Here is a 20,293-nt window from a genome sequence, read left to right on the forward strand (position 1 = left end):
GCGCCTGCTTTCAGCGCCGGCAGAGTTTCCCTTCATTCCGGAATTAGCCAATGAACACACCTTTTGTCGTACCGGTTAATCCGGCTTCTGCGTGCCAACCACCGTCCGCAAAGGACTTTCTGGTCGACCGCGTCTTCCGTGCGCTAGCGCAAATAGGCGTGGTGCTGATTCTGGCACTGGTCTTTGCGCTGATATTCGAAGTAGGGCGCAAGGCCATTCCCGGCATTGAGAAGCACGGCCTGGATGTGCTTTTGGGGTCGGTCTGGGATGTCAATCAGGGCAAATACGGCATTCTGCCTGCCATTTGGGGGACGCTCTACAGTGCTTTCATTGCGCTGCTGATCGCCGGTTTTTTCGGTGTCAGCATGGCGATTTTTCTGACCCAGGATTTCCTGCCCGCCAAGCTGGCTGCCGTCTTCCGTACCATCGTCGAGTTACTGGCAGCCATCCCCAGCGTCGTTTACGGTCTCTGGGGGATTTACGTGGTGATTCCGGCAATTCGGCCGCTGGCGGAGTGGCTGAACAGCGAACTCAGCTGGATACCTTTTTTTGGCACATCGTTGAGCGGGCCTGGGCTGCTGCCGGCGGCACTGGTACTGGCAATCATGATTCTGCCGACCATTGCTGCGGTGTCGCAGGACGCGCTCACCGGCGTACCGATGAAAACCAAGCAGGCTGCCTACGGCATGGGAACCACCCATTGGGAGGCCATTCTCAAAGTGATGGTGCCCTCTGCCGCCACCGGCATCTTTGGTTCCCTCGTCTTGGGGCTGGGCCGCGCGTTAGGTGAAACCATGGCGCTGGCCATGCTGGTAGGCAACGCCAACAACATCTCCCTTTCTCTCTTTGCCCCGGCCAATACGCTGGCGGCCTTGCTGGCGTTGAATTTCCCCGAGGCAGGGCCGAATGAGATTGAAGTATTGATGTACGCGGCACTGGTCCTGATGTTCATCACGCTACTGGTGAACATCATCGGTTCCATGATCATGGTCTATGCCCAACGTGGTACTAAATAATGACTGACATCACGTCCTCTGACGCTGCATTTCCTAGCCTGCAGCGCAAGTTTGAAGGTCGCGCGCTGCGCAGCCTGGTGTTGACCATGCTGGTCTGGGGCGGTGCTCTATTGGCCAGCGTGCCATTGATCTCCGTGCTCTACATGCTGATCACTCGCGGCGGGGCACGTCTGAATCTGGAGGTCTTCACCGAACTTCCGCCCACCGGTTTCGAGACGGGCGGTGGTTTTGGCAACGCGATGGCAGGCACCTTCGTCATGGTCGGTATCGCAGCGGCGATCGCGGTGCCGGTCGGCATCATGGCGGCCATCTTTCTGGCTGAACTGGGCCCTGACAGCAAGCTGGCAAACGCCGCGCGCTTTGCCGCCAAGATGCTCACGGGGCTGCCCTCCATTCTGGCCGGGGTATTCGCCTACGCGCTGGTCGTGATGACCACTGGTACTTACTCGGCGCCGGCCGGTGGCGTGGCACTGGCCGTGCTGATGTTGCCGATCGTTGTGCTGACGGCTGAAGAGTCGATGCGGATGGTGCCCAAGATCATGAAAGATGCCGCCTACGGCATGGGCTGCACCCGCTCACAGGTCATCTGGAAAATCGTCTTGCCTACCGGCATGCCGGCGATCCTCACCGGAGTCATGCTGGCCGTGGCCCGCGCTGCGGGCGAAACCGCACCATTGTTGTTCACGGCGCTGTTCAGCAACTACTGGATTTACCACGATGGCAGCCTGGCGGTGATGAATCCGACGGCCTCGCTCGCCGTGCTGATTTACAACTTTTCCGGCATGCCCTTCGACAACCAACTCGAACTGGCATGGGCGGCCTCGCTGGTGCTGGTGATGATCGTACTGGTCGTCAATATTGTCAGCCGTATTTTCGGCAAGCCCAAGTACTGAGAACGGAGCATCTGAACCTTGAACGCATCAAATCTGCAAGTCGCGGCTCCGTTTGTCACTCAGGCGCCAGTGGTCATGGACTGCAAGCTGGACAAGATTTTCTACGGTAACTTCCTGGCAGTGCGTGACAGCCATGTTCCGATCGAAAAAAACAAGATCACCGGTTTCATCGGTCCATCGGGTTGCGGCAAGAGCACCGTACTGCGCAGCCTCAACCGGATGAACGATCTGGTGAAGGGATTTCGCTTCGAAGGGCACGTGCATTTCCTCGGGCAAGACGTTTATGGAAAGGGCGTTGATCCAGTGGTCGTGCGTCGTTATATCGGCATGGTGTTTCAGCAGCCGAACCCGTTCTCGATGAGCATCTTCGATAACGTCGCGTTTGGCCTGCGCCTCAATCGCTACAAGGGCGATCTGGGTGACCGCGTGAAGCACGCTTTGCAGGGCGCAGCGCTGTGGGACGAAGTCAAGGACAAGCTCAAGGTCAGCGGCCTGTCCCTGTCCGGTGGCCAGCAGCAACGGCTTTGCATCGCCCGTGCCATTGCGACCGAACCGGAAGTGCTGTTGCTGGATGAGCCGTGCTCGGCACTTGACCCGATCGCGACCCGGCGGGTTGAGGAGTTGATGATCGAGTTGAAGAAGGACTACACCATCGCCCTGGTGACTCACAATATGCAGCAGGCTATCCGCGTCGCTGACACCACCGCTTTTTTCTCGGTTGATATTTCCCAGGGGACGCGCACCGGCTATCTGGTCGAGATGGGGCCGACAACCCAGATATTCGATAAACCGCGTGAACAAATGACCGAAGACTACATCAGCGGCAAGTTCAGCTAAGCAGCAATCATCCAGTCAAGACGGCAAGCGGCCATGGACAAGGGTGCTGTACTGGCATCCGGCCGTTTGACCCTTTTATCTACCGTTCTCAGGATTGCCAATGTCTGCAACGCGTCGTCTTGATTTGCCCGCGATTGAACGGGTATTGCGAGAGGTTCAGGGCCGTTTCTCCGAACTCAGCAGGCACTTTACCGAGCCTCGCGATCCCTTCACTGACGAAGTGCTGCACAATGTGCTTGAAGGCTATGCGCTGATTGACGACTATGTGGCTCGCGGTGTCGACCTGTTCGACCTTCAGCAACTGAACCTGATGCTGGAGATCAACGCTACCGTCCTCTGTGGCCGGGACCCGGTTCGCCGACTGGAGTACGCTCAACACCTGGCAGCTACCGAAGAGCACTTCTTCAACAACGTTGAGGGGGGGATAAAGGACCTCTTCAACTGGTATTGCGCGTATCGCAGTGAGTCAGTCTGGAAGCGAGCAGCTGGTGTTTATGTGCGAATCCTCAGCAAGCCGCAGTTGTTTATCGAGGGTAATAACCGCAGTGGCTCACTCATCGTCAGCTATTTGCTCATGCGCGCGGGATTACCTCCATTCGTGCTGACGCTGGAAAATGCCGGGGGGTACTTCAATCCGTCCTCGGTTATCCGCAACTCTGCCAAGCATGGGGTAAAGGCGTTGTATGAATTGCCCAAAATCAAGAAAAAGTATGCGGCCTTCCTCGAAGGTCAGGCGCCTGTGTCGATGAATTTTTTACTCAAAGACAAGACCTCGCCCGTCTTGCAAGGGGGAGATTGATGAGCGGGCAACCCATTTCCGCCAGGTACCAGGCTTCCGTCAGTCGCGTTTGGCAAGCCATGCTCGGTGCTATCCCCATGAGCGTATTCGCTCGCCAGCGCATACGGGTTTCGTTCGATATCGATGACACGCTGGCCTGCCAGTTGCATCACTGTGCCGTCGAGCAGAACTGGTTGCCGGCCTGCTTGCATCGTTGGTTCGGCGAGCCACTGCGATGCGGTACGCGCTCATTGACCCGCGAGTTGCGCCGTCAGGGCTGCAGTATCTGGGTTTACACGTCGTCCGGTCGGACCCCGGCCTATATCAGGCGTTGGCTGTTGTTGTATGGCATCCGCGTCGACGGGGTGGTCAACATTGTGGTGCATAACCAGGCTTTGGTGACAAACGGGTTGGCAAACGGTCCGTCGAAATTCCCCCCGGCTTTCGATATCGACTTGCATGTCGATGACTCCGAAGGTGTGCGCTCGGAAGGCCATGATCACGGGTTTCGCGTTGTTGTCGTGCACCCGGAGGATGAGCATTGGGCGCAGCGGGTTCTGGGTGCCGTCGCTGACGTACAGGCACTGCTCGCCCGGCAACAACAGGGCAGGAGCAGGAATCCGGCGCAACAATGTCCAGAAGCCGTGTCCTGATTTTCAGTGCAGACAAAAACGCCGCTCAATGAGCGGCGTTTTTTGTAGCAGGCAGTGACGCGTCGCGGGTTATTGCGAGCCTCAGGCTACGCCGTTCCAGGGACGGTCTCCGTTTTCATCCTTGATGCGGGTCGGCAGTCCCATGACGTCCAGCGCTTTGAGGAACGGCTCAGCCGGCAGTTCCTCGACGTTGGCCATGCGCTGCACATCCCACTCGCCACGGGCGACCAGCAGGGCAGCGGCAACAGGCGGTACGCCGGCGGTGTAGGAAATGCCCTGGCTGTCGGTTTCGGCAAAGGCTTCCTCGTGGTCGGCCACGTTGTAGATGAACACTTCGCGCGACTGGCCATCCTTGGTGCCCTTGACCAGGTCACCGATGCAGGTCTTGCCGGTGTAGCCGGGCGCCAGCGAGCTCGGGTCAGGCAGCACGGCCTTGACCACTTTCAGCGGCACAACTTCCAGGCCTTCGGCGGTCTTGACCGGTTGTTCGGACAGCAGGCCGAGGTTCCTGAGGACCGTGAACACGTTGATGTAGTGCTCGCCAAAACTCATCCAGAAACGCACGTTGGGTACGTCCAGATTCTTCGATAGCGAGTGCACTTCATCGTGACCGGTCAGGTACAGGTTCTGCGAGCCTACGACCGGCAGGTCGTCGGTGCGTTTGACTTCGAACATGGTGTTGCTGGTCCACTGGCTGTTCTGCCAGCTCCACACCTGCCCGGTGAATTCACGGAAATTGATTTCCGGATCGAAATTGGTGGCGAAATATTTGCCGTGGGAACCGGCATTGACGTCAAGAATGTCGATCGAATCAATGCGGTCGAAATACTGTTGTTGTGCCAGTGCTGCATAGGCGTTGACCACACCCGGGTCGAAGCCCACGCCGAGAATGGCGGTGATGTTCTTCTCTTGGCACTCGGCGAGGTGCTTCCACTCATAGTTGCCATACCAGGGCGGGGTTTCGCAGATCTTGCCCGGCTCTTCGTGAATGGCGGTGTCGAGATAAGCGACGCCGGTATCGATGCAGGCACGCAGCACCGACATGTTGAGGAACGCGGAGCCGACGTTGATGACGATCTGGGATCCGGTTTCACGGATCAGTGCTTTGGTCGCCTCGACATCCAGCGCATTGAGCGAGAAGGCTTTGATATCGGCGGGTTGTTTGAGGCTACCCTTGGCCTTGACGCTATCGATGATGGCCTGGCATTTGGAGATGTTGCGCGACGCGATAGCGATACGACCGAGTTCATCGTTATGCTGCGCGCACTTGTGGGCCACCACCTTAGCGACACCTCCTGCACCAATGATAAGAACGTTCTTTTTCAATTGCTTTTTCTCTCCTTTATCTGTCCGTTTCAAGAAAGGCTGGACAGGTAGTCTTCGTAACCGAATTGGCGAACCACTTCGACGGTACCATCGAGTTGTTTCACCACGATGGATGGCATTTTCAAACCGTTGAACCAGTTCTTCTTGACCATGGTGTAGCCGGCGGTATCGATGAATGACAGTCGATCACCGATGGCCAGCGGACGGTCAAACTGGTACTCGCCGAAGATGTCTCCGGCCAGGCACGATTTGCCGCACACCATGTAGGTGTGCTCGCCCTCGCTCGGCGCCAGCTTGGCGTTCAGGCGATAGATCAACAGGTCGAGCAAGTGGGCTTCAATGGAGCTGTCCACGACGGCCAGGTGCTTGCCGTTGTAGAGGGTGTCGAGCACGGTGACCTCCAGCGAAGCGCTGTTAGTGATCGCCGCTTCGCCAGGTTCCAGATAGACCTGCACGCCGTACTTTTGCGAGAACGCCTTGAGACGAGCGCAGAACGCATCCAGTGCGTAGCCTTCACCGGTGAAGTGAATGCCGCCGCCCAGGCTGACCCAGCTGACCTTGTGCAGCAGCTCACCGAAGCGCTCTTCGATGGTGCAGAGCATTTGGTCGAACAGGCCAAAATCACCGTTCTCACAGTTATTGTGGAACATGAAGCCGGAGATCTGGCTGATAACGCCCTCGATTTTCACCGGGTCCCATTCGCCTAGACGGCTGAACGGACGCGCCGGGTCGGCCAGCAGATAATCGGAGCTGCTGACTTGCGGGTTAACACGCAGGCCACGGACTTTGCCCTCAGAGCGCTCGGCAAAGCGTTGCAGCTGGCTGATGGAGTTGAAGATGATCTTGTCGCAATTGTCGAGCATCTCCTCGATCTCATCGTCGGCCCAGGCCACGCTGTAGGCATGGGTTTCGCCTTCAAACTTCTGGCGGCCGAGCTTGAGTTCGTACAGCGACGACGATGTGGTGCCGTCCATGTATTGCTGCATCAAGTCGAACACCGACCAGGTCGCGAAGCACTTGAGTGCCAGCAAGGCCTTGGCCCCCGACTGTTCGCGCACATAGGCGATCTTCTGCATGTTAGTCAGCAGTTTCTGTTTATCGATGAGGTAGTACGGTGTCTTGATCATTTCGAGGCCTCCGGCAAGGCCAGCCAAAAAAGGATGCGCATTGTGCCCCGACTGGCTACATATCGAAAGAGCAGAGCGTGAGGCTCACTGAGCGGATCCCTCAACAGGATTGAACGCTCGGGACGTTGGGCCGGTATACAACTTCTGTTTCAAACAATCAGCCATCCCGAGAACCCCGGTAACTGCTCAGTCATAAATCAACGTCACTATGGCAGTACCATCCAGTACCCGAGGTCTTCACCATGCCCTCAGCTCAAGATCATTTGATACACCGCATTCAGCGCGAGCTGCTCGACCACAGTGACGAGGAGCTGGAATTGGAGTTGTCCGAAGACGGGCATGATCTGAAGGCGCTGTTCGATGACCACGTTCCGAATGGTATCGAGAAGGACGAAAGACGGCTTTATTTCAGCGAACTGTTTCGCCTGCAAGGTGAACTGGTGAAGCTGCAAAGCTGGGTGGTCAAGACTGGACACAAGGTAGTGATCCTGTTCGAAGGACGTGATGCAGCCGGCAAGGGAGGGGTAATCAAGCGCATCACCCAGCGGCTCAACCCCCGGGTTTGCCGTGTCGCTGCCTTGCCCGCGCCCAACGACCGCGAACGTACCCAATGGTACTTCCAGCGATATGTCTCGCACCTGCCGGCAGCAGGTGAGATCGTGCTATTTGACCGCAGTTGGTACAACCGCGCCGGCGTTGAAAAGGTTATGGGATTTTGCAACGACTATCAGTACGAAGAATTTTTCCGGACCGTGCCAGAGTTTGAACGGATGCTCGCCCGTTCCGGCATTCAGTTGATCAAGTACTGGTTTTCCATTTCCGACCAGGAACAACACCTGCGCTTCCTTAGTCGCATTCACGACCCGCTCAAGCAGTGGAAACTCAGCCCGATGGATCTGGAGTCACGTCGGCGTTGGGAGGCCTATACCAAGGCCAAGGAAATCATGCTCGAACGCACCCACATTGCCGAAGCACCCTGGTGGGTGGTGCAAGCCGACGACAAGAAAAAAGCCCGACTTAACTGCATCAAACATCTACTCGGTCAAATGCCTTACGAAGAAGTCGAGTTACCGCTGATTGAACTGCCGCAGCGCGTGCGCGAGGAGGACTACTCTCGCAGTCCTACGCCACCGGAACTCATGGTGCCTCAAGTCTATTAAACGGCCGAACCAGGCGGCCCGACGACTTGTATCGTTTCAGACTCGATCCGGCATGGCTGCGCAACACTCAATTCATTCAACAATCCGGACAGCCTGGGAATCCAACTGACGGTTATGTCATGAAGCAAGTGCCCGACTGCCGGGTATCTAAATAACCTCATCCAGTGCCTGCTCAAGAAGGCTGATTGTGCGCTCGATATTTTGAAGTTTTTCGAGTCCGAACAGACCGAGACGAAAGGTCTGAAAGTCAGCGGGTTCGTCGCATTGCAACGGCACGCCGGCAGCGATCTGCAGGCCGCGCTCGGAAAATTTCTTGCCGTTCTTGATATCGACATCATCGGTGTAACTCACAACCACGCCGGGAGCCTGAAATCCCGCAGCGGCCACGCTTTTGATGCCTTTGCCGGTTAACAGCGCACGCACCCGATCACCCAGCGCCTGTTGGTCGTCGCGAACCTTGTCGAAGCCGTACGCTTGCGTCTCTTTCATCACGTCGTTGAACCGCGCGAGGGAATCGCTGGGCATCGTCGCGTGATAGGCATGTCCGCCCTGTTCGTAGGCCTGCATGATCTGCAACCACTTTTTCAGGTCGCAGGCGAAGCTGCTGCTTTGCGTTTGTTCGATGCGCTCGAGCGCCGCAGCACTGAACATCACCAGCGCGCAGCAAGGGGAGGCGCTCCAGCCTTTCTGCGGTGCGCTGATCAACAGGTCGACGGCGCATATGTGCATATCCACCCAGATCGTGCCGGAGGCGATGCAGTCCAGCACGAACAGACCACCCACTGCATGCACGGCGTCGCCGACGGCCCGCAGGTACTCGTCAGGCAGGAGAATCCCGGATGAAGTTTCAACGTGGGGCGCGAAAACCACCTGCGGTTTCTGCGCCGCGATGGCGGCCAGCACTTCGTCCAAAGGTGGCGGGGCGTAGGCTGCCTGGCGCCCTGTCTCGACCGGCCGGGCTTTGAGAACTTTAGTGTCCGCCGGGATGTTGCCCATCTCCAGAATCTGGCTCCAGCGATAACTGAACCAACCGTTGCGTATCACCAGGCACTGCTGGCCGGTGGCGAACTGTCGCGCCACCGCTTCCATGCCGAATGTGCCGCTGCCCGGAACCACCGCCACCGCTTCGGCGTTGTAGACCTCTTTCAGGGTCGTGGAAATGTTCTTCATCACGCCTTGAAAGGACTGCGACATGTGGTTCAGCGAGCGGTCGGTGTAGACCACGGAATACTCGACCAATCCCTCGGGATCGATGCTCGGATAGAGCTTGGACATGGTGACTCCTTCGGCAGAGAGGTGAACATCATTGGCAAGCAAGTGTAGGCAAAGGGCAGGGATCAGCTCATTGATTTGCGCAAATGAGGTTAGAGTGCTCGGCAATGTCTCAATCCTTGCGTGAACCATGAAGCTGCCGCTGTTTATTTCTCTGGATGGGCCCAAGGGTACTGGCAAAACCACACTGCTGGAGGCCGTCACCGCAGCACTGCGGGCAGACAAGCAGAAAGTCATTCGGTTGTGCGAGAGAAAAAGCGATCCCTACAGAGGCGAAACCATGGCCCTGGTCAACCAACTCGCCAGACATCCCTCGCGGGAGCTGGAGTGGGCGGTGTGTCAGCGTCTTGCGGATAGTCGTCGCTGGATTTCTGAGCGGGTGCTACCCAAACAGCCGCTGGACAGCATCATCCTGATCGACCGCTGGTATCCGTCGGATGCCGCATTTCGCCATAGCGTGCCGTTTGCCGAGATTCTGCAGTTGAACATGCAGCGAGGCGTGCGCGTGCCGGATCTGCATGTCGGCGTCGTCACCGCACCGGATATTTCATGGGCGCGGGCAACGGCCAGGTCACGAGGGCTCGGCGGCACGGTGATCCAGAAACACGCCGAGCATGTCGTGTGTAGCGAGATGTTCGAGCAGGCGGTTGCCGATCACGGCTGGGTGTTGTGCCGTAACGAAGGAACCATCGAAGCCGCAACGACTCAGGTGGTTACAGAGATCTATAAAGTGCTTGGCTGATTATCGCTGCGCAGGCGCTGGCCTAATTTGAATTTCAGGTTTCTCTGGTCTGAGCTAACCGTACTGACGGATCACACGCCACCCATGCTCACAAACCTCTGGTATGTCGTTGTCCCATCGTCACAGCTGACTGACGGATTGATGCCGGTTCAATTGCTCGGACAACCTTTCGTTGCGTTCCGCGATGACGCGGGCGTCGCTCATGTGCTCTCGGATATTTGCGTGCATCGCGGCGGCTCGCTGTCCGCCGGCAGCAAGGTGGGCAATAGCGTGCAGTGTCCCTATCACGGCTGGCGGTTTGGCGCTGATGGTGTGTGCACGCTGATACCGGCGCAGCCCGATCTGCGGATTCCGGCAAAGGCCCGAGTGGATGCGTACCCGACGATGGAACGCTACGGTTGGATCTGGGCGTTTTTAGGTGATCTGCCTGAGTCTGAGCGTCCACCGTTGCCCACGCTCGACTGGGTCAACGATCCTGCCATCCGTGTGGTCTCGGGCCACTTTGACTGGCAGGCCAGCTGGGACCGGATTATCGAAAACGGTCTGGACTTCGCCCACGCACCGTTTGTCCATGGTTCAACCTTCGGTGATCCGGACCATCCCGAGATTGAATCATTCGAGGTCGACAGCGATGCGTGGGGCGGCAGCGCGCAAATGCTCATGCGCAGACCGGCACGCAAAGGAATGCTCAGGCGCAAATCCTCCACCGAGTTTGTCAGCGTGGTTACTGTTCCGGGGTTTCACCTGTCCGGCCCGTGTACAACGCTTGAGCTTGAGTTGCCCAATGGCTGGCGGATCTACATCGTCTCGGCGCATGTGCCGATTGACGCCAATCGCACGCGCACCTGGTGGATGATGGGCAGAACGTTCCTGCGTACCCGACTGCTGGATCGCAGGTTTATTGCGAGCAATATTCGTATCTTCGAACAAGATCATGCGGTGCTGAAAAACGTCCGGCCCGAACGTGTGCCGGACTCTTTTCAGCAGGAGGTTTCGTTGAAATCCGATGCGCTGCAGATTGCTTTTCGCAAAGACGTACAGGCCCTGGAGCAGCGCGGCTGGCGCATCGATGAGGAGCGTCTTGCGCGTACTTTCACCGGACGCAAGGCCTGTGCAGTACCCAGCCCCGAACGTCGTCAAATTCGCGCTTGGGCAATCGAGCCGATTCCGCTCGTGGATATCACCCACGAATCTGAATAGTGGTGCGAGCCAGTCTGCGCTTGGCGCAGACTGGCGCCACCCTTAGCGCGTCTCGCAATGAGGTGAAAGCTCGCCGCTCAGTGCATCCACCATCGGTGGATGCTCCTGCACCGCTTGACGCAGATCTTCGGTCACCCGCAGTTCCGCACCCGTCGGCGAAAACGTTGCCGCCGCTGCGAACGGCGCGGGATTGGCCGGTACCGGGCGTTTGCCACGGCGCCACAGGAAGAAGGTGACCATGCACAGATTGACCAGCGCAAATACCCAGAACAGCCCATTGGCACCGAACGAGTTCATCACCGGCGAGATCATCATCGGGCTGATCGCCGAGCCCAGTGAGTTGATCAGCAGCAAGCCCTGAATCATCGGCACCAAGGCTTCGGCAGGGGCGCGGTCGGCGGCGTGGCTGACGGCCACCGGGTACAGCGCAAACACGCCGCCACCGAGCAGAAACAACATCACCGCGAGCATTGTCGAGGACAGCGGCAACAGCACGATCACCAGCGATAGCACGGTGCACGCCACCGTCAGAATGGTCAGCACTTGCAAGCGATCCTTGCGATCAGACCAACGTCCGACCGGGTATTGCAAAAGCATCGCACCAAGAATCGTCCAGGCCATCATGCTCCCGACTTCACTGACATTCAGACCGGCGCGTTGCAGATACAGCGGCAGCAAGGTGTAAATCGCCGCAATGGTGACACCCGAGCCGAAACAGCCGACCAGCCCGGTCGGCGTCACGCCCAACAGTTGTCGAGGCTTGAGCGGCTCGACCTGATCGAGCAGCGGCGACACGCGCGGCAGGATCACGATCGGCAGCACCGAAAACGAAGCGAGCATGCCGGCAACCATAAACGGTGCGCTCTCGCTCAACCCGGTGATTTTTCCCAGCGCTGCCTGGCCCAGTACACCGGCGCCGTACAGGACGATCATGTACAACGCGAGCAAGCGCCCGCGAATCTTCGCGTCACCCGCCAGCAGCAGCCAGCTTTCGATCACCAGAAACACACCGACCGTGGCCCAGCCATTGATCAGGCGCAGGGCAAACCAGCCCCAAGTGTCATAGAACAAGCCCTGCAGCAGGATGGTCACGGCGATCAGCGAGGCAAAGCTGCCGTAGGCGCGGATATGGCCGATGCGCAAAATCAAGCGATCATTGAATACGGCGCCCAGGGTCAGGCCGATGAAGTAGGCCGATGAAACGACACCGATCATCGTCGCCGAAGCGCCGGCGGCGTCCAGTCGAAGGGTGGTCAGCGAAGACAGGAAACCGTTGCCCAGCGCAACAATGAACAGCCCGAGCAGGGGCGCCAGCGCCATGGCCAGCAAACGCGGAGACATAAAAACCTCTAGAGAACGAACAGCGCAACGTGCGCCTCTGCGCATGCGATTGCCAAGCCGGGGTGTGTGGTGCAGGCAGACACCGAGGGGGCTGCAAGAGAGCGCGGGATTCTAAGGCTTGTGCAGGATTTGCCAAGAGCTGTTTGCTGCGACGTTGGGACGCAGGTGTTGCCGTTTATGTTTGTCCTGAGCGGACGGAGGAAAAACAGCTTTTTGCGATCACCCAAGTGCTAAATTGCCTCGCGTACGCTAAGTGTTCCGCAATCACGCACGTTTCTGGAGATCAACAGCATGGAAGCCACCCCGATAGGCCGAACAGCCGCAACACGTTACCTCGCAGCATTTGGCCTATCGCTGCTGTTCAACCCTTCCACCCCAGCCTTCGCCTTCAACCCCGACCTGCATTCGGCCTATGCCCTGAAAGCAGCTCAGGCGTATCAACGCTGCCCGGGAGTCAAGTTGCCAGAACAGTTGGCCGAGGCATTGGCGACAGGCACTGACGCTGAGGATTCAAATCTGCTGACGCTCCCGCAGCGCGCTACCAATTGGCACTTCTATAACCGCAACAAAAAACTTGAGCCATTCTGGTTCGCCAACCGTAGCCTGGACGTGATTTTTTCCAAGCGTATTGAAAAGCTGAACGCGCTGCTGGTGGAACCTGATGCCGATCCCGTTGCGGTATACGAGCAAGCGGGAAGGGTCTTGCATTACATACAGGACATGAGCGTCCCCGGCCATGTCGTGCCGGCTTATCACGCCAAATTGCCGGGCAATCATGCCGATCCGTTTGATGAGTTCGAGAGCGTTGAAGCGCTGCCCGTGTTCGGTTTGTCTGACGCGCAGTGTCAGGCGCTTCGCGCTGAGGCGGATAACGCCGATGCGTCCCCTCAGCGTTTTCTGGACGACGCCGCAACAGCCACCTTGCAGGCGATAGAACAGATAGACGCAGCCGGTAAACCTGTCGTCGACGGTGCATGGCAAGCGTATTGGGTGTATCCCGCTCGAGATACCGATGAGGCCCGAAAAGGCTGGGGCCAATACGCTAGCTGCGAATTTGCAAGGGGCGATATCAACGCTGAGTGCAAGCGTGAAGAAGAGCTTGTGGCGTTGTTTGAGCAGCAATCTCGACAGGCTCAGACAAATTCGGTGTTGATGCTTTTTTATGTACAAAAGAAGCTGGCCGAAGCAGGCCAAACTCGACCGTGAAGAACCGCTGGCAAGAAACCTTCACGCACCGACTTTAACCTCAGCCTTGACGACTGATTTACGATAAGTCAGCAACACGATGCCCATGACCACAATCACCCCGCCGAAAATCTGTCCCTTACTGAGCATCTGGTCCAGCACAATCCAGCCCATCAGCAGCGTTGCCAATGGCTCGATGTTCATGACCGGCGCATTGCGCGGCATGTCGAGTCGAGGCACCGAAATGAACAGGACGATAAAACCGGTGCCGTACAGCACTACCAGAGTGGCGAGGGCCAGCCATCCGGTCGAGGTGGCGGGCAGGTTCAATCCGCCGGGAAGGGCGCCCGTCAGCCCTGCCAGGTTGACGCTGCTGAACACGATGAAAATGGTCAGCAGACTGCGCACCGAGCCACGTACCTGAGACAGTTTGTGGTCGGTGATCCACAGCGCGCAGGCGAACACGCTGGCGGCGCAGAACGCGAGCGCGACGCCCGTCAGCCATTGCGCACTGACGTCTGTCGTGGTCGAGAGACGCCCGGGGACATCCAGCACAAACACCAGACCCAATAGAATCAAGCCCATCAACGTCGCGGTGCGGGCGCTCGGTCGCTGGCCACCCAGCGCCCAGGTGAGCAATGCCAGCAAAATGGGGAATACGTTTGCCACCAGCAGGGCCAGCGCCACCGGCACCCGTGCGACAGCAGAGTAAAGGCACAGACTCTGCGCAGTGATCAGCAACCCCAGCAACAGTTGCCAGCGCCACGCACCCGCCGGCAAGCGCAGGCTTTGTCTTTGCCACAGCACCAGGATGGCGAGCACCAGCAGGGTCCCGCCGGACCGCATCAAAATCGCCAGCAGCACCCCCGCACCATCATCAAATGCGACTCGCGCCGCCACATGATTGCCGGCAAACGCACAGCCCATGCACAACAGAATGATCACAGCCAGATAGCGGGGGAAGGGCGGCGGTACGGTTTGCGCAGCGGTAGGGCGAGGCATGGCAGGTCTCAGGATTGTTAGCCGTTCGAACGACTTGGTTTTTATTAGGTTGTCGTACAACTAGACCGTTTTATCGCATTCGGCGACGTCGGGCAATAGACCTGAAAACGCACAGCTACGCATATGTTCGGCGTTAAGGTGGATTTTTAGGTAGTTGATTAAGCGTAGAGATCGTATGACTTGATAGGGCAGGGGCGCATCGGCCCCTGCTTCCAGCGATTACCCATTCATGAAATGCGGGTCGTCTGCTTCTACTCAGGCATGAACCGGATAATCGATATAGCCACGCTGATCCCCGCCGAAAAAGCTGCTCGGGTCTGGCGCGTTGAGCGCCAAGCCATCGTGCAGCCGACGCGGCAAGTCGGGGTTGGCCAGAAACGGTCGGCCAAACGCGATGATGTCGGCACGATCGGCAATCAGCGCCTGTTCGGCAGATTGCGCATCGTAGCCGCCCGCCAGGATCAGCACGCCGTTCCACGTCTTGCGCAACTGGGCAATGATCGCGTCCCAGCGCGGGTCGAAGTTCTCGTCTTTGACTGTGCCGACCATGGCAGGCTCGACCAGGTGCAGATAGGCCAGGTTCCATTGGTTGAGTGCCTCGACCAAGTGGCCGAAGGTCGCCTCCGGGGTGTCATCGCCCATGCCCATGAAGCGCCCCATCGGCGTCAGGCGCACGCCGACCCGCTCGGCACCGACTTCTTCAGTGACGGCCGCCACCACTTCCAGCAGAAACCGCGCGCGGTTCGCCACACTGCCGCCATAGGCGTCGTCACGCTGGTTGCTGTTGCTGTTAAGAAACTGGTCGAGCAGGTAACCGTTGCCAGCATGAATCTCTACACCGTCCATGCCCGCCTGCAATGCGTTGCGCGCGGCCACGCGGTAGTCCTCGACGATGCCGGCGATTTCCGCCGTTTCCAGCGCACGCGGCACCGGCACGTCTCCCCAGACGCCGTTACCGTTTTCATCGACGATAAACGTCTTGCCCGGCACCGGCAGCGCGCTGGGCGCAACCGGCAGGCCGGCATCGGGTTGAAAGCTCGGATGGGACACCCGGCCGACGTGCCACAGCTGCATGAAGATCAACCCGTCGGCCTCATGCACCGCCGCGCTGACGTCACGCCACGCGCGGACTTGCTCTGGGCTGTAGATGCCCGGCGTCCAGGCGTAACCCTGAGCCTGCCGGGAGATTTGTGTGGCTTCGGTGATGATCAGCGCGGCACTGGCCCGCTGGCGGTAGTACTCGGCGTTCATCGGTGTCGGCACATCGCCCGGTTGGCCGGCGCGGGAGCGCGTCAACGGCGCCATGGCCACGCGATGGGCGAGGGTGTAAGGACCGAGTGCGAGAGGTTGGAACAGGCGACGAGTCATGGGTAGCTCCGGATTTCAATATAAGGAATTCAAGTGCGGCAGCGGTGCCGCAAACCAGTGCCGCTAACTTAACCGCGCTCAGCGGAGCTGATAATCAGTGACCGGCGCTACGCTGTTTTGCGCACGGCGCAATGGCGCCCGTGCTCATCAGCGATGAACACGGGGCGCGATTCAGGCGGGTGGGTTTGAGCGCGTCAGCGGCAGGTTCAGCCAGCGCCGGCCGGTGGCGTTGGTGACGGCGTTGCCAAGGGCGGCGGCCATCGGCCCCTGGACGATTTCAGCAGCACCGAGAAAGGGTTCTCCCGGCTGGTCGAGCACATGCACATCGACTTTTTTCGGCAACTGCGTGAAACGCAGAATCGGATAACCGCTCCAGTCGTAGCTGCGAATGCCGCCCGCGTCGTAGGCGACTTTTTCGTACAGGGTCCAGCTCGCGGACTGCACGATGCCGCCCTCGACCTGATTGCGCAGGCCGTCGGGGCTGACGATCTGGCCAACGTCAACCGCCGTCACTACGTGATCAATGCGGATCTCGCCGGTCTGCGGATGCACCCGCAGCTTCACCGCGATGGCGCAGTAACCCATGATGTTTTTGTAGCGGGCAAAGGCGAAACCGATCCCGGCGCCGGGCGCGCGGCTTTTTTGTGGCCAACCGATCTCGTCACGCACACGTTCTACCACCGCGCGAGCACGCGGGTCGCTGAGATGGGCCAGACGCAAGGCGACCGCGTCGATACCGGCCCGGATCGCCAACTCGTCGATACTCGCCTCGATGGCGAAGATGTTGATGTGCGCACCCAGCGAACGCATGGCCGAGGTGCGAAAAGGCATCTCGGTGACGAAGGTCATGTTGATGCGCGTCGAGTTCAACTGGTAAAGCGGCACTGCGTTGCGATCACCATCGCCTTCGGGCTGGGCGATCGGCACGGATGGCGCCGAGAAGAAGGGCCGCGCGAGCAAACGTGCCGGCAGCAGACGCCCGGCGTTGACGATGCGTTCGTTGTGCGGCGTGGTCCAGAGTTCGTAGGCCCAGTCCTGCAGGCGGCCGTGGCTGAGGCCAGCGTCAACTTCGGTGACCATCGCCGAGCTATACGGCTCCCAAAGATTTTCCTGTTCGCGCATCCATTGCACGCGCACCGGCGTCCCCGGCACGCGCAGAGCAATCAATGCCGCATCGGCGGCGGCATCATCGGCGCCGTTGTGCCCGTAACACCCTGAGCCTTCGGTATGAATACAGCGCACCCGCTCAGTTGGCAGACCGAGCATTTCGGCAATCCCGGCGCGCAGCGGGTAAACACCTTGGGTGTGGGTCCAGACGGTAAGCGTGCCGTCCTTGAACCAGGCCACCGCGCAAGACGGGCCGATCGAACCATGCATCAGATATTGCTTGGTGACCCGCGCCTGAAAACGCGTGTCGGCCGCGCCGTTTGGCGTGCCGCTGTTGCTGATCGGATAGCGCCGTGAGGGCAGACGTTTGAGCAGACCATGAATCTCGGTCGCCTCGGGAATCGCCTCGCCGCCGCTCCATTGCGTCACCTCGCTGGCACGGCGCATGGCTTTGATCGCTTGCCACTCATCACCGGCGACCACCGCCAGATAGTTGCCATCGCGGATCACCTTGACCACGCCAGCCAGCGCTTCGATGGACGCCGTGTCGAATGCTTGCAACGTGCAGCCCGGACGGGGCGGGCGGATCACCCGCGCATGCAGCATGCCCGGCAGGCGCATGTCCTGGACGAAGGCTGCACCACCGCTGACCTTCGCCGGAATGTCGAGGCGCGGCAACGAATGGCCGATCAGTGTGAAGTCAGCAGCGGCCATCGCCGGTGACTGAGCCTTGGCATATTGATGCACATCGACATGCTTGACCGCGTCGGCGTAACTCATCCGTTGAGCGGCCGGGCCTACGATCACAGCGTCGCGGGTGCTCAGCAGCGCGGCATCGACCTGAAAACGGCGCGCGGCGGCATCGACGAGCATTTCGCGCACCTGCGCGGCGGCGTTATACAACGCGGTACCGCTGTCGAAAATACTGTGGCTGCCGGCGGTGTAGCCTTCGTTGGGCGTCAGCGCGGTGTCGGCGGTGAGCAGGTTGATGGCGGTAGCCGGCACCTGCAAACGCTCGGCGGCGATTTGCAGCAGCGCGGTTTTTACCCCGGTGCCCAACTCGACCTTGCCGGTGTAGACGGTGATGCCATCGGCGCCGATGCGGATCCAGGCGTCGAGAAACGGGTTGGTGCGCAGGCTTCCGGGGAGATCGGGCGCGAGGACCACGGTGCCGAGCGTATCGACTTCGGTGTCGGCCAGTGCTCGCCGCGCCAACGGCATCAGGGTGAATGCCATCAGCAATGCACCACCGCGCAGGAAGGCGCGTCGGCTCGGGTGCAAACCATTCGACTCGCTCATGTCAGGCTCCCGCTGTGCCCGGCCACTTGTTTGATCGCCTCGATGATGCGCAAGTGCGTACCGCAGCGGCACAGGTTGCCGGCCATGTGCTCGCGAATGGTCGCCTCATCCGGGTGTCGATTACGTTCAAGCAACGCCTGCGCGCGCATCAACATGCCGGCAATGCAGTAACCGCATTGCGCGGCCTGTTTCTCGATGAACGCCGCTTGCAGAGGGCCGGGCTTTTCCGCGCTGCCGAGGCTTTCCACGGTGCGGATTTTTTTGCCTTCGAGACCGGCGCAGGGCGTCAGGCAGGCGAACACCGGTTGATCATCGACGATCACCGTGCAGGCGCCGCATTGACCGAGACCGCAACCGTATTTGGCGCCGTTGAGGTTCAAGTGATTGCGCAGCGCATACAGCAACGGCATGTCCGGCTCCAGCTCAAGCGGTTGCGCGGCTCCGTTGACGTTGAGAGTGATCTGGCTCATTTCGCCTCCTGACGTAATGCTTCGATAGTGGAAGAGAGGTCGGCCCACGGTTGATCAGGGCTCGCTTGCTGACGCAGGTACGTAGCCAGTGCAGCGAGTTGCGCGTTGTCCAGGCTGGCGGCGAACGCCGGCATCAGCGGGCCGGGCGATCCGGGTGTGGCAGGTAGCCCTTCGAGCACGGTTTTGAGGAAGTTGCGCGAACTGGTCGCTTGCAGCGCCGAGGTGTTTTGCAGGCCCGGGCGACCATCGATGGTGCGCATCGGCGCCGCCGGGCCATGGCAGCCGGCGCAGGCGCTGCTGAAGAGCAGGGCGCCGGTCGAGTGGTCTGCCGCTTCACTGGCAGGCGTCTTTGGCGACGTCTGCGTCAGTGGGTGCGGGTTTTCCAGACTGAGCAAATACTCGGCAATCGCCTCGGCCTCACTGGCGGGCAAGCGGGCCAGACTCAAGCTGACCGGACGCATCGGGCCGGCGGGTGTGCCGTGGCCATCAACGATCTCGGCGCGCAGATAGCCGACCATTTGCTCGCGACTCCACGGGTTGCTGCGTTGTCCCATGCCGACCAGCGCTGGCGCGTGCCAGCCGTCGACGCTGCCGCCCAGTAGGTATTCCGAGGATTTTTCCGCGCCGATCAGGTTCAGCGGCGAATGACAGCCGGCGCAATGGCCCGGACCGTCGACCAGATAACGCCCGCGATTCCACGCTTCGCTGTGCTGCGCCAGCGGCGTCAGTGGCTCACCGTGCAGGAACAGCAGGTTCCAGAACGCCACCAACGGGCGAATATTCATCGGAAAGTTCATCTGGTTGTGCTCGGCCGGCGCGCGCACGGCGGGGCCGCTCATCAAGTAGGCATAGGCGTCGGCGATGTCGGCTGCGCTCATGCGCCGGTAGTGCACGTAGGGGAACGCCGGATAGAGCAAGTGACCATCGCGAGCAATGCCCTGACGCATCGCCCGCTCGAAGGCTGGCAGTGACCACTGGCCGATACCGGTCTCTACGTCCGGGGTGATGTTGGTGCTGTACAGCGTGCCGAACGGCGTTACCAGCGGCAGCCCGCCGGCCAGATATTGACCACCGGGGCGGGTATGGCACACCGCACAATCGCCGGCCTCCACCACCCGCGCCCCGCGTTGCAACTGCGCAGTTTCGAACATCGTCGGGCGCTCGATCGGCGCAATTGGCGGACGCCACATCAGCCAAACGGCGCCGATCAGGCCGAACACAGCGACGACTGCCACGCTGATCCATAGCGTTTTGGACTTCAGCAAGTGGCGGTTCATGGGACAAAGAACAACGCGGCAGGCAATGGCAGAACGGATGGGATACGGATCATGACAACGCTCCTTGTAACAGCCGGGGGAGGGCGCCGCTGGAAACGACGGCGCCAGGGTCCAAAGCGTAGATAAACCGTCGGCGCGGGAGAATCACCCGTGCACGCAACAGCGCGTTGCGCGAGAAGCAATGCCTGCGCCATTGCACCGGACGCATCACAGCGTTGCTCGCCGCGTGGATTCTGCGCA

18 protein-coding genes are annotated in these 20,293 nt (G+C 59.7%); 9 read left to right on the forward strand and 9 right to left on the reverse strand.

Annotated features, from left to right (window positions below; translation table 11 throughout):
• Positions 1–50 precede the first annotated feature (50 nt).
• The 5 genes from pstC to L8H52_RS19665 all read left to right on the forward strand — a co-directional run bounded on the left by pstC (position 51) and on the right by L8H52_RS19665 (position 4,177).
• Positions 51–1,016, forward strand: coding sequence for a phosphate ABC transporter permease subunit PstC (gene pstC, locus L8H52_RS19645; protein WP_093431594.1), 966 nt, complete (start codon positions 51–53; stop codon positions 1,014–1,016).
• Positions 1,016–1,909, forward strand: coding sequence for a phosphate ABC transporter permease PstA (gene pstA / locus L8H52_RS19650; RefSeq protein WP_242208312.1), 894 nt, complete (start codon positions 1,016–1,018; stop codon positions 1,907–1,909). Before pstC ends, pstA begins: the two co-directional genes overlap by 1 nt.
• A 75-nt stretch (positions 1,910–1,984) precedes the next feature.
• A complete protein-coding gene (gene pstB, locus L8H52_RS19655) occupies positions 1,985–2,746 on the forward strand; it encodes a phosphate ABC transporter ATP-binding protein PstB (RefSeq protein ID WP_217827632.1) in 762 nt (253 codons plus the stop codon).
• A 100-nt stretch (positions 2,747–2,846) separates the two neighbouring features.
• On the forward strand, positions 2,847–3,545 hold the full coding sequence (locus L8H52_RS19660) for a hypothetical protein (protein WP_242208311.1): 699 nt from the start codon (positions 2,847–2,849) through the stop codon (positions 3,543–3,545).
• A 59-nt stretch (positions 3,546–3,604) separates the two neighbouring features.
• Positions 3,605–4,177, forward strand: coding sequence for a hypothetical protein (locus L8H52_RS19665; protein ID WP_242208387.1), 573 nt, complete (start codon positions 3,605–3,607; stop codon positions 4,175–4,177).
• A gap of 81 nt (positions 4,178–4,258) precedes the next feature.
• Here the strand turns inward: L8H52_RS19665 and L8H52_RS19670 are convergent, their stop codons facing one another.
• Together L8H52_RS19670 and L8H52_RS19675 are read right to left on the reverse strand one after the other, a co-directional pair.
• Positions 4,259–5,503 carry a saccharopine dehydrogenase family protein gene (locus L8H52_RS19670; protein ID WP_242208310.1) on the reverse strand — a complete coding sequence of 415 codons (1,245 nt, stop codon included), beginning with the start codon at positions 5,501–5,503 and terminating at the stop codon, positions 4,259–4,261.
• 29 nt (positions 5,504–5,532) lie between these two features.
• On the reverse strand, positions 5,533–6,630 hold the full coding sequence (locus tag L8H52_RS19675) for a carboxynorspermidine decarboxylase (protein ID WP_095048979.1): 1,098 nt from the start codon (positions 6,628–6,630) through the stop codon (positions 5,533–5,535).
• A 242-nt stretch (positions 6,631–6,872) separates the two neighbouring features.
• Here L8H52_RS19675 and ppk2 point away from each other — a divergent pair, with 242 nt between their 5' ends.
• On the forward strand, positions 6,873–7,790 hold the full coding sequence (gene ppk2 / locus L8H52_RS19680) for a polyphosphate kinase 2 (protein WP_242208309.1): 918 nt from the start codon (positions 6,873–6,875) through the stop codon (positions 7,788–7,790).
• 147 nt (positions 7,791–7,937) lie between these two features.
• Here the strand turns inward: ppk2 and L8H52_RS19685 are convergent, their stop codons facing one another.
• A complete protein-coding gene (locus L8H52_RS19685) occupies positions 7,938–9,065 on the reverse strand; it encodes an aminotransferase class V-fold PLP-dependent enzyme (RefSeq protein ID WP_242208308.1) in 1,128 nt (375 codons plus the stop codon).
• Positions 9,066–9,192: 127 nt separating this feature from the next.
• On the opposite strand from L8H52_RS19685, the gene L8H52_RS19690 reads away from it, so the two are divergent.
• Both L8H52_RS19690 and L8H52_RS19695 read left to right on the forward strand, forming a co-directional pair.
• Positions 9,193–9,804 carry a dTMP kinase gene (locus tag L8H52_RS19690; RefSeq protein ID WP_242208307.1) on the forward strand — a complete coding sequence of 204 codons (612 nt, stop codon included), beginning with the start codon at positions 9,193–9,195 and terminating at the stop codon, positions 9,802–9,804.
• A gap of 84 nt (positions 9,805–9,888) precedes the next feature.
• Positions 9,889–11,004, forward strand: a complete 1,116-nt coding sequence (locus L8H52_RS19695) for an aromatic ring-hydroxylating dioxygenase subunit alpha (protein ID WP_277930455.1) — start codon at positions 9,889–9,891, stop codon at positions 11,002–11,004.
• A 42-nt stretch (positions 11,005–11,046) separates the two neighbouring features.
• Here L8H52_RS19695 and L8H52_RS19700 read toward each other — a convergent pair whose 3' ends face one another.
• Positions 11,047–12,345 carry an MFS transporter gene (locus L8H52_RS19700; RefSeq protein ID WP_242208305.1) on the reverse strand — a complete coding sequence of 433 codons (1,299 nt, stop codon included), beginning with the start codon at positions 12,343–12,345 and terminating at the stop codon, positions 11,047–11,049.
• Positions 12,346–12,636: 291 nt separating this feature from the next.
• On the opposite strand from L8H52_RS19700, the gene L8H52_RS19705 reads away from it, so the two are divergent.
• Positions 12,637–13,551, forward strand: a complete 915-nt coding sequence (locus L8H52_RS19705; protein WP_242208304.1) for a hypothetical protein — start codon at positions 12,637–12,639, stop codon at positions 13,549–13,551.
• A 21-nt stretch (positions 13,552–13,572) separates the two neighbouring features.
• Here the strand turns inward: L8H52_RS19705 and L8H52_RS19710 are convergent, their stop codons facing one another.
• From L8H52_RS19710 to L8H52_RS19730, 5 genes are all read right to left on the reverse strand, one after another.
• A complete protein-coding gene (locus L8H52_RS19710; protein WP_242208303.1) occupies positions 13,573–14,532 on the reverse strand; it encodes a DMT family transporter in 960 nt (319 codons plus the stop codon).
• A gap of 255 nt (positions 14,533–14,787) precedes the next feature.
• Positions 14,788–15,900 (reverse strand): alkene reductase, encoded by a 1,113-nt coding sequence (locus tag L8H52_RS19715; protein WP_242208302.1) that lies wholly within the window; start codon positions 15,898–15,900, stop codon positions 14,788–14,790.
• A 171-nt stretch (positions 15,901–16,071) separates the two neighbouring features.
• Positions 16,072–18,306 (reverse strand): molybdopterin cofactor-binding domain-containing protein, encoded by a 2,235-nt coding sequence (locus tag L8H52_RS19720; RefSeq protein WP_242208301.1) that lies wholly within the window; start codon positions 18,304–18,306, stop codon positions 16,072–16,074.
• Positions 18,303–18,776: a (2Fe-2S)-binding protein gene (locus L8H52_RS19725; RefSeq protein WP_242208300.1), complete on the reverse strand. Its 474-nt coding sequence runs from the start codon at positions 18,774–18,776 to the stop codon at positions 18,303–18,305. Before L8H52_RS19725 ends, L8H52_RS19720 begins: the two co-directional genes overlap by 4 nt.
• Positions 18,773–20,053, reverse strand: a complete 1,281-nt coding sequence (locus tag L8H52_RS19730; RefSeq protein ID WP_242208299.1) for a c-type cytochrome — start codon at positions 20,051–20,053, stop codon at positions 18,773–18,775. Before L8H52_RS19730 ends, L8H52_RS19725 begins: the two co-directional genes overlap by 4 nt.
• Positions 20,054–20,293: the final 240 nt, after the last annotated feature.

The sequence above is a fragment of the Pseudomonas sp. CROZ-RG-20F-R04-15 genome, from assembly GCF_022662375.1.
Taxonomy (GTDB): Bacteria; Pseudomonadota; Gammaproteobacteria; order Pseudomonadales; family Pseudomonadaceae; genus Aquipseudomonas.